This window comes from Dyella kyungheensis, from assembly GCF_049913195.1.
In the GTDB taxonomy this organism is placed as follows: Bacteria; Pseudomonadota; Gammaproteobacteria; order Xanthomonadales; family Rhodanobacteraceae; genus Dyella; species Dyella kyungheensis.
Genome location: NZ_CP183983.1, coordinates 4294089 through 4308077, shown reverse-complemented (window position 1 = coordinate 4308077; position 13989 = coordinate 4294089). Strand labels below are relative to the sequence as shown.

The 13989-nt window shown below is 65.7% G+C and carries 15 protein-coding genes; 9 read left to right on the top strand and 6 right to left on the bottom strand.

All coding sequences use genetic code 11. The features are described from left to right. Positions 1 to 22 precede the first annotated feature (22 nt). Positions 23 to 1087, top strand: a complete 1065-nt coding sequence (locus ACN9MB_RS19375) for an IS30 family transposase (RefSeq protein ID WP_426269953.1) — start codon at positions 23 to 25, stop codon at positions 1085 to 1087. Positions 1088 to 1934: 847 nt separating this feature from the next. Here the strand turns inward: ACN9MB_RS19375 and ACN9MB_RS19370 are convergent. From ACN9MB_RS19370 to rph, 5 genes are all read right to left on the bottom strand, one after another. After that, entirely contained in the window at positions 1935 to 2294 is a 360-nt protein-coding gene (locus ACN9MB_RS19370) for a PilZ domain-containing protein (protein ID WP_338031026.1), read from the bottom strand. Continuing rightward, positions 2291 to 4582, bottom strand: a complete 2292-nt coding sequence (locus ACN9MB_RS19365) for a DUF1631 family protein (protein WP_426269952.1) — start codon at positions 4580 to 4582, stop codon at positions 2291 to 2293. Before ACN9MB_RS19365 ends, ACN9MB_RS19370 begins: the two co-directional genes overlap by 4 nt. An 81-nt stretch (positions 4583 to 4663) precedes the next feature. Next, a complete protein-coding gene (gene hemW / locus ACN9MB_RS19360; protein WP_426269951.1) occupies positions 4664 to 5830 on the bottom strand; it encodes a radical SAM family heme chaperone HemW in 1167 nt (388 codons plus the stop codon). 3 nt (positions 5831 to 5833) lie between these two features. After that, positions 5834 to 6433, bottom strand: coding sequence for an RdgB/HAM1 family non-canonical purine NTP pyrophosphatase (rdgB, locus tag ACN9MB_RS19355; protein WP_426269950.1), 600 nt, complete (start codon positions 6431 to 6433; stop codon positions 5834 to 5836). An 11-nt stretch (positions 6434 to 6444) separates the two neighbouring features. Next, positions 6445 to 7176, bottom strand: coding sequence for a ribonuclease PH (gene rph / locus ACN9MB_RS19350; RefSeq protein WP_046972275.1), 732 nt, complete (start codon positions 7174 to 7176; stop codon positions 6445 to 6447). 78 nt (positions 7177 to 7254) lie between these two features. Here rph and ACN9MB_RS19345 point away from each other — a divergent pair, with 78 nt between their 5' ends. From ACN9MB_RS19345 to ACN9MB_RS19315, 7 genes are all read left to right on the top strand, one after another. After that, entirely contained in the window at positions 7255 to 8115 is an 861-nt protein-coding gene (locus ACN9MB_RS19345) for a YicC/YloC family endoribonuclease (protein ID WP_204637281.1), read from the top strand. Continuing rightward, on the top strand, positions 8112 to 8753 hold the full coding sequence (gmk, locus tag ACN9MB_RS19340; protein WP_204637280.1) for a guanylate kinase: 642 nt from the start codon (positions 8112 to 8114) through the stop codon (positions 8751 to 8753). The genes ACN9MB_RS19345 and gmk overlap by 4 nt, the downstream gene beginning before the upstream one ends. A 238-nt stretch (positions 8754 to 8991) precedes the next feature. After that, positions 8992 to 9828, top strand: a complete 837-nt coding sequence (locus ACN9MB_RS19335) for an ABC transporter ATP-binding protein (protein WP_426269949.1) — start codon at positions 8992 to 8994, stop codon at positions 9826 to 9828. Next, positions 9825 to 10595, top strand: a complete 771-nt coding sequence (gene mlaE, locus ACN9MB_RS19330; protein ID WP_426269948.1) for a lipid asymmetry maintenance ABC transporter permease subunit MlaE — start codon at positions 9825 to 9827, stop codon at positions 10593 to 10595. The genes ACN9MB_RS19335 and mlaE overlap by 4 nt, the downstream gene beginning before the upstream one ends. Positions 10596 to 10653: 58 nt before the next feature. Then, a complete protein-coding gene (gene mlaD, locus ACN9MB_RS19325; protein ID WP_204637277.1) occupies positions 10654 to 11514 on the top strand; it encodes an outer membrane lipid asymmetry maintenance protein MlaD in 861 nt (286 codons plus the stop codon). Positions 11515 to 11567: 53 nt separating this feature from the next. Further along, the gene (locus ACN9MB_RS19320) at positions 11568 to 12251 is read left to right on the top strand and encodes an MlaC/ttg2D family ABC transporter substrate-binding protein (protein WP_204637276.1); all 684 of its coding nucleotides are present in this window, start codon (positions 11568 to 11570) and stop codon (positions 12249 to 12251) included. Further along, positions 12248 to 12553 (top strand): STAS domain-containing protein, encoded by a 306-nt coding sequence (locus ACN9MB_RS19315; protein WP_426269947.1) that lies wholly within the window; start codon positions 12248 to 12250, stop codon positions 12551 to 12553. Before ACN9MB_RS19320 ends, ACN9MB_RS19315 begins: the two co-directional genes overlap by 4 nt. A 78-nt stretch (positions 12554 to 12631) precedes the next feature. Here ACN9MB_RS19315 and ACN9MB_RS19310 read toward each other — a convergent pair whose 3' ends face one another. Further along, complete coding sequence (locus ACN9MB_RS19310) at positions 12632 to 13477, bottom strand: MlaA family lipoprotein (RefSeq protein WP_204637274.1); 846 nt, start codon at positions 13475 to 13477, stop codon at positions 12632 to 12634. 203 nt (positions 13478 to 13680) lie between these two features. Here ACN9MB_RS19310 and rpoZ point away from each other — a divergent pair, with 203 nt between their 5' ends. After that, positions 13681 to 13971 carry a DNA-directed RNA polymerase subunit omega gene (rpoZ, locus tag ACN9MB_RS19305; RefSeq protein WP_204637273.1) on the top strand — a complete coding sequence of 97 codons (291 nt, stop codon included), beginning with the start codon at positions 13681 to 13683 and terminating at the stop codon, positions 13969 to 13971. The last annotated feature ends 18 nt before the right edge of the window (positions 13972 to 13989 follow it).

The following is a 13989-nucleotide window of genomic DNA, read 5'->3' as shown; positions in this document are numbered from 1 at the left end:
AACGCCCTTTGGGAGGTGATGCATGGGTCAGCACTACAACCATCTAAGCGCCGAAGAGCGAGGCGCGATCATGGTGGGCAAGGCACGCGGGGACAGCGCCCGGCAGCTGGCGATACTGCTAGGCCGGTCGCCCAGCACGATCTCACGGGAGCTGGCGCGTAACGGGTACCGCGAGCCGTCGGGCAGCCCTCGTCTGGGGCGCCCGACGCTCGGCTATGACGCTTGTCGTGCCGGCCATCGGGCCCGACGCTTGGCCCATCAGGCGCGTCGGCCGCGTAAGTTGCATCGTGAGAGTGCCTTGTGGCGTCTGGTGCGCTACCTGTTGGCTCGCCGCTGGTCACCGCAAGAGGTGAGCCGCACACTGCGCCGACAGCATCCTGAGGAACCGGCCAAGCACGTGTCCCACGAGACGATTTACACCGCGATCTATGCCGCTCCGCGCGGCGAACTGCGGCGAGGGCTGGTGGCGCTGTTGCGCCAGCACAAGTGCGCGCGTCGCCCACGCGGCCAAGGCGCCAATCGGCGTGGCCGCATGCACGATCTGCCGAGTATTCATGATCGCCCGCCGGAGGCCAATGAACGCTTGTTGCCGGGCCATTGGGAAGGCGACTTCCTCAAAGGCGCGCGCAATCAGTCGTCGGTGGGCGTACTGGTGGATCGGCGCACGTTGTTCCTGAAACTGGTGAAGATGGAAGGGTGCGCGGCCGAGGATGCGCTCAAGGGCTTCAGCCGGGCGTTCGGTCCGTTACCGGCGACGCTGCGTCAAACGCTGACCTACGACCAGGGCAAGGAGATGGCGCTGTACAAGACCCTCTCCAAACGCACGGGGCTGGCGATTTACTTCGCCGATCCACACAGTCCCTGGCAGCGCGGCATCTGCGAGAACACCAACGGTTTACTGCGCCAGTACCTACCCAAAGGCACCGACCTGTCGGTGCATAGCCAACGCAAACTCGATGCGATTGCGCGGGAGATGAATCTGCGACCGCGGGCCACCCTCGACTACCACTGTCCGGCGGAGATGTTCATGCGTGCGCTGGGGCGCGATGACCTCGCCCAAGCGATCGATGATGCACTTCTAGATTGACACCGCCAACCAAAGAGAAGGGCCCCCCGGATGACGCGCCTTCCGGGCCTAGCGGCCCTCCAGGTGCGCGGGTGGGTTGCGGGGTTTTTCGACAGGGCATCCTGCCCTGGCGAAAAACTGGCCCGCATCCCTGCGGGCCACCCTGCGGGCTTTCCTCCACCCACCCGCCGCGTCATACGGGGACCCCTGAGAGCCAAGAGCCAAGAGCCAAGAGCCAAGAGCCAAGAGCCAAGAGCCAAGAGCCAAGAGCCAAGAGCCGGAGCTAAGAGCGAGAGCTGCAGGGCTACTGTGGGAGCGCTTGTGCGCGACAAGCCGACGGAGCGGTACATCCCAGCGTGGCTGTCGCGCACAAGTGCGCTCCCACAGAAAGCACACAGGTTCCAGCGAGCACCCGCCCCTCACCCCGGCCCTCTCCCCGGTGGGGAGAGGGAGAAGTGCGGTACATCGCGTACAAGCGAAGGGCGATGCGAAGCGAGCTCCGCTTTAAGTCCTCAGCGATTCGGGCGCGTTGCGCCGCGCTTGGAAGTACCCCTGGGGTACCCTCCCATGGAGATCCGGTGGGACGCGCCTCGAGCGTTCGTGCTTGGATTCAACACGATGCTGCCAGCTCTTGAGGCCATTCTCTTTGGGTTACTTTTCTCTTGGGCCAGCAAGAGAAAAGTGACTCGGCTGCCGGCAGGCAGTCGAAACGCCCGCTGCGTAAGCGGCCCGGTCGCGGTATCGCGGCAACAGAGCGATACGTCTACTGGATGACCAGCCACTCGGCTTTCGAAAAAAAGCGCGCCCTGCCCACGCCGGAACGACGCGCCAGAAGCAAAAGCAGCCACCAGCGAGAGAAAGCAACCAGCTAAACCCTCTCCGGCTGCTCCAGCCACGCATCCAGCATCGCCGCATCCGCATCGTCGATCGCCACGATGCGATAGCCCGACCACACCTGGCCGGGGCTGGCTGCCGCCTCGTGCCATTGCTCCTGGATGCCCACCTCGATGCTCTGCGGCGAGCTGCCCAGGCCGGGTAGCGACAGGCTTACCTGGTAGATCGCCTCGCTGCGTGGCGGGTGCGTGCTGATCAACAGCATGCCGTTGGCGGAGAGGTTGCCCAGGTGGCCGATGGGCTGGCGTGTGATCACGTCGGTGACCACGGCGGTGAAGTTGGCGCGTTTGCGCAGGGCGCGGCGCTGGTCGATGGAGGCAATGTTCTCGCTCACATCGATGCTCCCGGGCGTGGTGCAGAAGTGTGGTTGCTGGTGATCTGGCGCAGGTGGCTGGTGAGGGCATGCCAGGCGCGGTCGAGCAGGTTCTCTTTCACCGGCGGCATCTCGCGCACGCGGCCGCAGGCCATTTCGTGGGCGAGTTGTTCCAGGGTCATTTCCTGGCTGCGCAGGCCGCGGCGCGTCACGAACAGGCAGTTGCCGGTGACCGGCGAATACCATGCCAGCTTGCGCTGGGTGATGCCGCCGTTGTTCGGATCGATGAATTCGAACCAGCTGCCGAACGGCAATTGGCGCAGTCGCTGGCGGATGCGGCGCTCCGGCGATTCGGGTGACGGCGGCGGGGTCGGCGTGGCGAGAGCAGGTGCGGGTGCAGCGGTCTCCGCGCTGGCGTGTTCGCCCAGCCGCTGGCGCTGCTTGAGCTTGAGCGCGAGTTCGGTGGTGGTCGCCGCCTCGCTGGTGGTGGACGCGCCCGGTGAAATGCCGAGCAGGCGCTGCGCGACCTGTACCGCTTCATCGGCATGCATGCCGATCTGCTGCAGACCCGATTCCACCTCGGCCTGCAGCAGGTTGCGATCGGCCACGGGCTGCTGGCTCAGCAGCTGATCGGTGATGCGCAGACGATGCGAAAACGCTTCGCTGTCCTCACCGTGACGCAGCAAAGTAAGCGCGAGCACGTCGGACCAGGCGCGTTCCAGCAGTGTGCGCAGCAAGCCGCGCGGATTGCATTTCTCGAAGCGTTCCGTCATCAGCTCGGCGGCGCGATGGCGCGCCTGTTCGAGCCTTTCGCGGCCCTGCATCGCTTCCACCTGGCGACGCTCGGCGATCTGCGCCTTGCGGTTGAGCAGGCCCAGGTGATGTTCGATGTCGGCCAGCAGGCTGGTGTAGAGACCGGTGCTGGGTGGCTCGCGACGCGCGCGGTCCACCAACTGGTTGATCTTCGCTTCCAGCGAGCGGTCGACGTCGCCTTCGGGGCCGTCCAGCCAGTCGTTGGCGGCTTCGGCGACCAGGCCGAGCAGCTTGCGCGCAGGGTGTTCGCGCTGATTGAAGAAGCCCTGGTCGGCCACCGCCATGCGCAGCAACGGCAGCTGCAGGTCGCCGAGCAGCGAGTGCGCGTTGCTCTCGTGGTGCACCTGTCGGTCCAACTGCTCGAACAGCATGGCGACCAGCTCCACCGTGTCGCCCTGCTCGTCGGTCAGGTGCATCGGCGCGCTGCCTTCCGGGCGGCCGGTGTTGAGCTGGGTCAGCAATTCGTCGCGCAGTGCCTGCGCGCTGAGCAGTTCGCGGCGGGCCTGGTCGGCCACGTCGCTCACATGCAGCTGCAGCGCGTCGAGCGCGAGCTGGAGTTCCTGTGGGGTGGCCGAACGTCCGCTGCCCTGGTAGTTCAGCGCGCCCTGGCCGGCACGATGCTGCGCAAGCATTTCGCGCAGGTTGTCGAGCACGGCGATGTTGTCGCTGCGCGGTGCGGCTGCATTGGCTGGCGTCGCGGCTGCTTCGGCCGGGCGATTGAAAGGCGCCGGCGGGTTGTCGCTGGCACCCGGGCGCGGCAGTCGTTCCACCTGTGCGCGCGGCGTAGTGGGAAAGGCGCGCAGCTGCGGCAGGATGCCGTCGGCGCGCAGGTGTTCGTTGACCGTCTCGTACAAGGTCGACAGACCCTGCACCACGGTCATGTCGAAGCTCTGCAACAGCAGCAGGCGATGTTCGACCGGCAGGTCCGATCCGCTCAGCGCATCGCGGAACGCTCCGGCCAGCGCCTGCGGCCCCAGCGGCAGCTTGTCGCCTTCCAGCGGCGGCTGGCCGGCCAGCACGGCGTAGCGGTAGCCCAGCTCGAACAACGCGGTGCCGTGACGCGCTTCACCGCGTGCCACCACCTTGTCGAGCGCCACGGTCTGTTCGTGCTCGGTCGGATCAAGCAACTCAAGCGGGCGGCGGGGCAGGTCGGCGTGTGGCACTTCGACTTCGTGCACGGTGCCCACGCCACTGAAGTGCTGGCGCACGCCATCCAGGAAACGACGTTCCATCACGGCGCGCTGCTGCTGCAGCAACTGGCGCGAATACAGGCATTGCTGCTGCTCGACCGGGTTGCGCGAACGCTCCGCCTGCGCGTACAGCCGCTGCTCCGCCTCGACGAAGCACTGGCGCAGCGGCGTCTCCAGCCAGCTGGCGCAGAGCGCATGCGTTTCTTCGATCAGTCGACGAGCGCGCTGCGCCCACACGGTGTTGTCGGGACGCGAATCCCGATCAGATGCGTGCGGCGGCCGTCGACCCTGCTGTTCGACTTCCATGACAGACCTTGCTTCATTCCCCCCGGATGGCAGAGAGTCTAAAGCCGGCGCCCCGCAACTGCCATCGGCCGGACGGTGGATTCAGTCAAGGAATCCGGAAATGACGTCGTTGAGGAAGCGCTGGCCAAGCGCGGTGGTGTGCAACCGGACCGGGTCATCCGTCAGCCAGCCTTTCGCGCGTGCGCTGGTGAGTGCGTTCGCGATGCGCACAGCGGGCAGGCCGGTGCGTTCGGCGAAGTCGACCATGGGCACGCCGTCGATCAGGCGCAGCGCATTGAGCATGTACTCGAAGGGCAGTTCTTCCGCGGCCACCGGGCCGCTGCCGCCGATCCGCTCCGCGCTGCCGGGCGCCGACAGGTAGGCCTTCGGATGGCGGGTCTTCCAGCGGCGGATGATGTCGCCGGCGGCGATATCGGTAATCTTGCCGTGGGCGCCGGCACCGATGCCGAGGTAATCGCCGAAGCGCCAGTAATTGAGGTTGTGCGCACAGCGGCGATCGGGCTGGGCGTAGGCGGATACCTCGTATTGCCTATAGCCTGCGTCGCCCAGCTGTTGTTCGCAGGCCTCCTGCATGGCCCAGGCGTGGTCGTCGTCGGGCAGCGGCGGCGGGTTGGCGGCGAAGGCGGTGTTCGGTTCCAGGGTGAGCTGGTAGTGCGAGATGTGCGTGGGCTGCAGCGCGATGGCGCGCGCCACGTCGGCCAGGGCACCGTCCTGGGTCTGCTCGGGCAGGGCGTACATCAGATCGAGATTGATGTTGGCGTAACCCGCATCCTGGGCCGATTTCACCGCCGCCTCGGCTTCGCTGGCCGAATGGATGCGGCCGAGGCGACGTAGCTTGGCGTCGTCGAAGCTCTGGATGCCGAACGACAGGCGGTTCACGCCGGCCACCAGATAGCCGTCGAAACGTCCGTGCTCGACCGTGCCCGGATTGGTCTCGAGCGTGATCTCCGCGTCGCTTGCCAGCGGCAGGCGGGCGCGCACGCCATCGAGAAAACGATCGATCAGCTCTGGCGCGAACAGGCTGGGCGTGCCGCCGCCGAAGAAAATGCTGTGCACGGTGCGCCCGTGCACGGCCGCGCCGAAGTCGCGCAAGTCGGCCTCGAGATCGGCGAAAAGCGCGTCGATGTAGCCGTCGTACGGCGGCGGCTCATTGCGCAGGCCGTGGGAATTGAAGTCGCAATAGGGGCACTTCTTCACGCACCACGGCATGTGGACGTACAGCGACAGCGGTGGCGCGATCAACGACATGAGTTAGCGGTGAACCTCGCCGAGCTGGCTGCGCAACAACGCGAGCGCACGACCGCGATGGCTGATGCGGTTCTTCAGGCCTGGCGGCAGCTCGGCGGCGCTGACGGTTTCGTCTTCCGGCAGGAACAGCGGGTCGTAGCCGAAACCGTGCGTGCCGCGCTGCTCGGTGAGCACGTGGCCGTGCCAGCGGCCTTCGGCGATCACCGGCGCGGGATCATCCGCATGCTGCAGCAGCACCAGCACGCAGATGAAGAACGCGCCGCGCTGCCCGGTCGGCACGCCGTCGAGTTCGCGCAGCAGGCGCGCGTTGTTCGATGCGTTGTCGCCATGCGTGCCGCTGTAGCGCGCGGAGTAGAGTCCCGGCGCGCCACGCAGATGGGCCACGCACAGGCCCGAATCGTCCGCCAGCGCCGGCAGTCCGCTGATGCGTGAGGCATGCCGGGCCTTGAGCAGCGCGTTCTCCACGAAGGTGAGGCCGGTTTCCTCGGCATCGGGCACGTTGAAGGCCGATTGCGGCTCGACCTGCAGGCCGCTGTCGGCCAGCAGGTCGTTGAACTCCGCGAGCTTGCCGGGATTGCTGCTGGCCAGGACGATGCGTGTCATGCGCGGATCTCTTACGCCAGTTCGAGCGCAGCGCGCTGCGCGGCGACCAGCTCGGCGATGCCTTTCTCGGCCAGGCCGAGCAGGGCGTCCATTTCGTCGCGGCGGAAGGCGTGGCCTTCGGCCGTGCCCTGCACTTCGATGAAGCCGCCGCCGTCGTTCATCACCACGTTCATGTCGGTGTCGCAGTTGGAATCTTCGGCGTAATCCAGATCGAGCACTGGCACGCCCTGGTAGATGCCCACCGAGACAGCCGCAATGGCTCCCACCACCGGGTTGCGGCGCAGGTTCTCGCGCTTCATCAGCAGGTTCACCGCATCCACCAGCGCGACATAGGCGCCGGTGATGGCTGCGGTGCGGGTGCCCCCATCGGCCTGGATCACGTCGCAGTCGAGCGTGATCACGCGCTCGCCCAGGGCCTGGCGATCCACGCAGGCACGCAGGCTGCGGCCGATCAGGCGCTGGATTTCCATGGTGCGGCCACCCTGGCCGCCGCGCGCGGCTTCGCGCTGCATGCGGGTGTTGGTGGCGCGCGGCAGCATGCCGTATTCGGCGGTGATCCAGCCCTCGCCCTTGCCGCGCAGCCACGGTGGCACGCGGTCTTCGATGCTGGCCGTGCACAGCACGCGGGTGTCGCCAAAGCTCACCAGGACCGAACCTTCGGCGTGGCGGGTGTAGTGGCGTTCGATGGTTACGGTGCGCAGCTGGTCGCTGGCGCGGCCACTGGGGCGGCTGGGAGAGCTCATGAGAATGGGGGCCATTGGGCAAGGCAGGGCGGGAAAGTTTACCATTGCGCCCTTTACTGATATCCGCAGGCTTTCAAAATGACCCGCAGCATGACGGCTTACGCCTCCGCCGAGACGACCGGCCCCGCTGGCACGCTCAGCTGCGAACTGCGCACGGTCAACCACCGCTACCTGGAATTGAGCCCGCGCCTGCCCGACGAGCTACGCGTGTTCGAGTCGGCCCTGCGCGAGCGCATCGCGGCCAAGCTGTCTCGCGGCAAAGTGGACGTCACCGTGCGCCTGCGCGGCGAGGCCCGTGCCGAATCCATGCAGGTCAACGCCACCGCGCTGGCGCGCCTGTCCGAGCTGGCGCTGGACCTGGAATCGCGCTTTCCGCGCATGAATATCGAATTCACCGAACTGCTGCGCTTCCCGGGCGTGCTGCAGCAGTCCGAGGTGGACCCTGAGGTGCTGCAGGCCTCGCTGCTCGAGGTCCTGGACCGGGCGCTCGACGCGCTCACCGCCACCCGCGAGCGCGAAGGCGCCAAGCTGGCCGAACTGCTGGTGGAGCGCCTGGATGCGATCGAGCGCATCGTGGCCGATGTGCGCAGCTTCATGCCGCAGATCCGCGAAGGCCTGCGCGCACGCCTCGAATCGCGCCTGGCCGATCTCAAGCAGCCCGCCGATCCGGGCCGGCTGGAGCAGGAACTGGTGCTGCAGATCACCCGCAGCGACGTCGACGAAGAACTCGATCGCCTCACCACGCACATCGGCGAAACGCGCCGCGTGCTGGGTACGAAGGAACCGGTGGGCCGCCGCCTGGATTTCCTGATGCAGGAGTTCAACCGCGAAGCGAACACGCTGGGCTCCAAGGCCGTCGACGTGCGCAGCACCAATGCCGCGGTGGACCTGAAGGTGCTGATCGAGCAAATGCGCGAGCAGGTGCAGAACATCGAATGAACACCGATACGGTTCACGCGCAAGACACCCAGTGCACCCTGTTCGTGGTGGCGGCACCCTCGGGTGCGGGCAAGTCCACCCTGGTCAACGCGCTGCTGGAGCGCGAGCCTTCCATTTCGCTCTCGGTCTCGCACACCACGCGTCCGCCGCGTCCGGGTGAGCAGTACGGACGCCACTATTACTTCGTGGAGCGCGAGGTGTTCGAGCAGGAGGTCGCCGACGGCATCTTCCTTGAGCACGCCGAAGTGCATGGCAACCTGTATGGCACTTCGCGCACCACGGTGAACACGCTGCTGGCCCAGGGCAAGGACGTGCTGCTGGAAATCGACTGGCAGGGCGCCCGCCAGATCCGCCAGAGCAAGCCCGATTGCGTGAGCGTTTTCATCCTGCCGCCCTCGCGTCCCGAACTGGAGCGTCGGCTGCGCGGTCGCGGCTCGGACAGTGCCGAAGTGATCGCCCGCCGCCTGCACAATTCGCGCGAGGAAATCGCCCACGCGCACGAGTTCGATTTCATCATCGTCAACGACAACTTCGACACCGCGCTGGACGACCTCCAGGCGATCGTGCGGGCCACGCGCCAGCGTGCGGCGTTGCAGTTGCACCGCCACGAGACGCTGATCGAGGAACTGCTGGCCTGAGGGCCAGGCGTCCACTGTGGGAGCGCACCTTGTGCGCGACAGCGGAGTATCGGCGTTGCTCGCCCGTCGGTAGCGCCTGTCGCGCACAGGGTGCGTTCCCACAGGATAAGTCGGGAACTTGGAGGCAGGGCCAAGGTCTTGTTTCGCTGATCAATATCCCGCACTAGGACGTTTCGTACATGGCCTTCGCCCCCCGCTTCGGCTACTTTGGCGACTTTCCCAACGACCCCTGCCGCCCATGACCGACTCCATTAGCGCCAAGCCCGAGGACAGCGCCCTGGTGCGCGTCCGTGGCCTGACCACGGTGCTCAATGGCAAGAAGGTTTTCGACGCGCTGGATATCGATATTCCGCGCGGCAAGATCACCGCCATCATGGGTCCCAGCGGCACCGGCAAGACCACCCTGCTCAAGCACATCACCGGCCAGATGCGCGGCGATGCGGGCGATGTGTGGGTGGATGGCCATAACGTGGCGGCGCTGTCGCGCGACAAGCTGTTCGAGCTGCGCGAGCGCATCGGCTACCTGTTCCAGAACTCGGCGCTGCTCACCGATTTCGACGTGTTCGAGAACGTGGCGTTTCCGCTGCGCCAGCACACCGAGCTGCCGGAGGTGCTGATCCGCAACATCGTGCTGACCAAGCTGCAGGCGGTGGGGCTGCGTGGCGCCGCCGGCTTGATGCCGACGGAACTGTCGGGTGGCATGGCGCGTCGCGTCGCGTTGGCGCGCGCGATCGTGTTCGATCCGATGCTGATCCTGTACGACGAACCCTTCGTCGGCCTCGATCCCATCGCCTTGAACCAGGTGCTCAAGCTGATCCGCACGCTCAACCAGACGCTCGGCATCACCAGCGTGCTGGTGGCGCACGAGCTGGAAGCGATCAAGCAGGTGGCCGATCACATCTACCTCATCGCCAACGGCAAGGTGGTGGCGCAGGGCGATCCGAAGACCATCGCCAACGACGGCTCGCCGTGGACGCGCCAGTTCTTCGGTGGCGAGGCCGACGGCCCAGTGCCGTTCCAGTATCCGGCCGGCGATCTCGGCGTATCGCTCGGTTTTCCAGGGAAGAACGCATGAGCGTCGCAAGCTCCGAAAACATCGTGGTGCGTTCGCTGTCGCAGATCGGCGACTGCGGACTGTTCCTGCTGCGCATGCTGGCGGCGATTCCGCGCAGCATGCGCCACTACCGCGAGACGATCCGCCAGCTGTGGTTCGTCGGCGCGATGAGCCTGATCATCATCATGGTCTGCGGCCTGTTCGTGGGCATGGTGCTGGGTTTGCAGCTGTACGACGTGCTGTCGATCTTCGGCGGCACCTCGGCCACCGGCACGGTGGTGGCCATCGCGATCTATCGCGAGCTGGGACCGGTGGTGACGGCGCTGTTGTTCGCCGGTCGCGCGGGCACCTCGGTCACCGCCGAAATCGGCCTGATGCGCGCCACCGACCAGATCGCGGCGATGGAGATGATGGCGGTCGATCCAATTGCCTACGTCGCCGTGCCGCGCTTCCTCGCCGGCGTGATCGCCATGCCGTTGCTGACCTGCGTGTTCTGCGCGCTGGGCATTTTCGGCGGTCACCTGGTGGGCGTGACCTGGCTGGGCATCGACAACGGCACCTTCTGGTCGAACATGACCGCCACCGTCGAAGTGGTGAAGGATGTCGTCAACGGCGTGATCTGGAAAAGCATGGTATTCGGCATCGTCGTCTCGCTGATCGCCGTGTTCCAGGGCTACACCACGCCGCCCACCAGCGAAGGCGTCGCCTATGCGACGACGCGCACGGTGGTCGCCTCGTCCATCGCCATCCTGGCGTTGGACTTCGTGCTCACCGCTTTCCTGATGTGATGGCCGGGGTGAGCGTCGCCATGAATCTTTCCAACCACTTCTCCATGAGGAACGTGCCGTGAGCCAGAGACAATCCTATGCCGTCGGCACCGGCCTGTTCATCGTGCTCGGCTTTGCCGCGCTCGGTTATCTCGCCACCCAGACCACCTCGGTGGCCAACTCCAGCCGCGGCCCCAGTTACACCGTCGAGGCGCACTTCGCCAACATCGGCCAGCTCAAGGAGCGTGCGCCAGTGAAGGTGGCGGGCGTGCGCATCGGCCAGGTGCAGTCGATCGTGCTCGATCCGGGCAAGGAAACGGCCGATGTGAAGCTGGCGATCGACAAGCGCTACGACCAGATTCCGGACGATTCGATCGCCACCATCTTCACCAGCGGCCTGCTGGGCGACCAGTACGTCGGTGTCCGCTACGGCACGTCGAAGAAGACCCTGGCCGACGGCGGCGAGCTGGCGCTCACCCGCCCGGCGCAGCAACTGGAAGAAATGCTCGGCAAGTTCTTCGGCGCCGGCGGCGTGGCGGACAACCTGGGCGGCAGCTACGTGGTCAAGGCCCGGTTCACCAACGTGGGCGCGCTCTCCGTGGGCGCCCCGGTGAAGATGGCCGGCGTGGCCATCGGCAGCGTGCAGTCGATCAATGCCGACCCGGTCAAGCTCGATGCCCTGGTCACCCTGGCCATCGACAAGCGCTACAACCAGATCCCGGACGACTCGGCCGCCGCGGTGTTCACCAGTGGTTTGATCGGCACCCAGTACGTTGCCATCCAGCCCGGCGGCTCGCCGGACGCTCTGAAGAACGGCGATGAGATGGTGCTGACCCAGTCGGCCATGCAGATCGAGGACCTGATCGGCAAGTTCCTGGTCAGCGGTTCGTCCTCGGGCAAGCCTGCCGACGGCGGCAAGACCGACGGTGGAAAGCATTGAATCGGCCCATCGCGCACCGATATTCCAACGACATATCTCCCAGGAGTTTCCCCATGTTGCGCAGTCTGGCCATTGCCACCGCCATCGCTTTCGGCAGCGCGATCGCTGCCCCCGTGTTCGCGCAGGCCGCGGCCCAGGGCGCTGCCACCGAGCAGACGCCGGTGCAGGTCGTGCAGGCGGTGTCCGACGATCTCGCCAAGGCGATCGACGGCCACCAGCAGGAGCTGAAGAACAACCGCGAAAAGCTGATCCACGTGATCGACGACGCGTTCCTGCCGCACTTCGACATCGATTACGCCTCGATCCTGGTGCTCGGCCAGCACGCCCGCGAGGCGACGCCTGAACAGCGTTCGCGCTTCGCCAAGGCGTTCTACGAATCGATCACCCATCGCTACGCCGAAGGCCTGCTCGACTACACCCGTGGCCGCGTGAAGGTGCTGCCGTTCACCGGCGACATGAGCGACAAGCGCACCATCGTGCGCAGCCAGGTGGTGCTGGACGACGGCAAGACCATCGCGGTCGATTACGCCTTCCGCAAGGACAAGAACGGTGCCTGGAAGGCCTACGACGTGATCATCGAGGGCATCTCGTACATCACCAACTATCGCAACCAGGTCGATGCCGAAATCCGCAAGGTCGGCATCGAGAAGCTGATCGCCAACCTGGAAACCCAGGGCGACCAGGCGCTGAAGGAAATGGAGCAGGACACCAAGGGCCAGCAGGGTTCCAAGCAGTGAACACAGCTGCCGCAGCCATTCGCATCGATGAAGGCTCGCCGGGCAGCGTACGCGTGTCCGGCGAGCTGACGTTCGGCACGGCGGCGGCGGCGCTCAAGGCGATCGATGCCGCGGTGGCACGCGATGGCCGTTCGGAGCTGGACCTGGCCGGCGTCACCCGCAGCGACAGCGCCGGCCTCGCCTGCGTGCTGGCGGTGCTGGCGCAGTCGGCCGAGCGGGGGCGCAAGCTCAACGTGCGCCACATGCCCGAAGGCATGCATCTGCTGGCCAGCGTGTGCGAGGTCGAAGGCTTGATGGCCTGAGTTTCGCGCCATCCATCGCAAGACATGAAAAAAGGGGCCTCGCGGCCCCTTTTTTTTACACACATGGAGAACGACCGGTCAGTCCTTCTTGGCCTGCGGCGAATCCTGCGATGCCTGCGGCTGCTTGGTCTCCCACTTCTGCTGCTCGTCGAGCAGTTCGTCGGGATCGAAGCTCTTGTCGTGCAGGCCCTGCAACTGCTCGATCACCTCTTCCGGCGGATTGCCGTCGTAGATCTTGTAGATGCGCTGCTGGCGGTAGGCGTCGCGGATGAAGGCGTACGGGTCGTAGGCGGAATTGAGGAAGCTTTCCGCATCGATGGCGCTGGCGCGGATGGTCACCAGGTACATCAGCTCAGGCAGGTATTCCTGGCCGTACTTGTAGCTGTTGTTGCGCGAGAAATAGCTGATCGGATCGAAGAAATAGCCATCGACCGGCACCTGCCAGAAGTCGCGCCCGGTGGTCGGGCCAAACAACGGCACCATCAGGAACGGGCCATCGGGCACGCCCCAACGCGCCAAGGTCACGCCAAAGTCGGTATCGCCCAGCGGAATGCCCAGCTGGCTGGCCGGGTCGAAGAAGCCGCCGATACCCAGGGTCAGGTTCACCAGGAAACGGCCGCTGCCTTGCAGCGCCTGCTTCGGGCGCGCCTGCAGCAGGTCGTTCGCCACCGTGATCGGCATGCGGATATTGGTGAAGAAGTCGGTCATGCAGCGCCGGATGGTCGGGTTGGTCACCTTGCGGTAACCCACGGCCACGGGGCGGATGATCGCCTGGTCCAGCGAGTTGTTGAACGCATAAACCTTGCGGTTCATCTTCTCGTACGGGTCGTCGGTTCGCGGCTTGGCGATCGAGCAGCCGGCGAGCAGCGCAATGGCCAGCAAAGGCAGGCAGCGCATGACGAGGGAGCGAAGGGCGGACGGCATGGAGGCGACAGTCCTGGAGCGGGGTAGGGGGGAGTACAATATTGTACTGTTGGGTTTTTTATTATGTACAGGCCCCCAAAGTCCTAGGGAGCCAGCCTGCAGGCGGCGCGGACCGTGCATCATAAGCCTTGCTGCATTGCCAGCAAAGCCGCCGCTGGCTACACTGACAGATGATAAGTCGTTTTATTTTCTGAGGATTTCAGATGGCCCGCATTACCGTCGAAGACTGCCTGCAGGTGGTCGACAACCGCTTCGAACTGGTGCTGATGGCGACCAAGCGCGCCCGCCAGCTCTCCAAGGGTGCCGAGCCGGCAGTTCATCCCGACCATGATAAGCCGACCGTGCTCGCCTTGCGCGAAATCGCCGACCGCCGCATCGACCAGGCCACCATCGACGAGATCGACAAGGCCGAGCGCGAGCGCGCCGAGCGCGAAGCGCTGGAGTGGGCCGCGGCGGAAGTGGACGACGATCTCTCCAAGGGCGGAGATGACTGATGGATGGCGGCGGCTGTA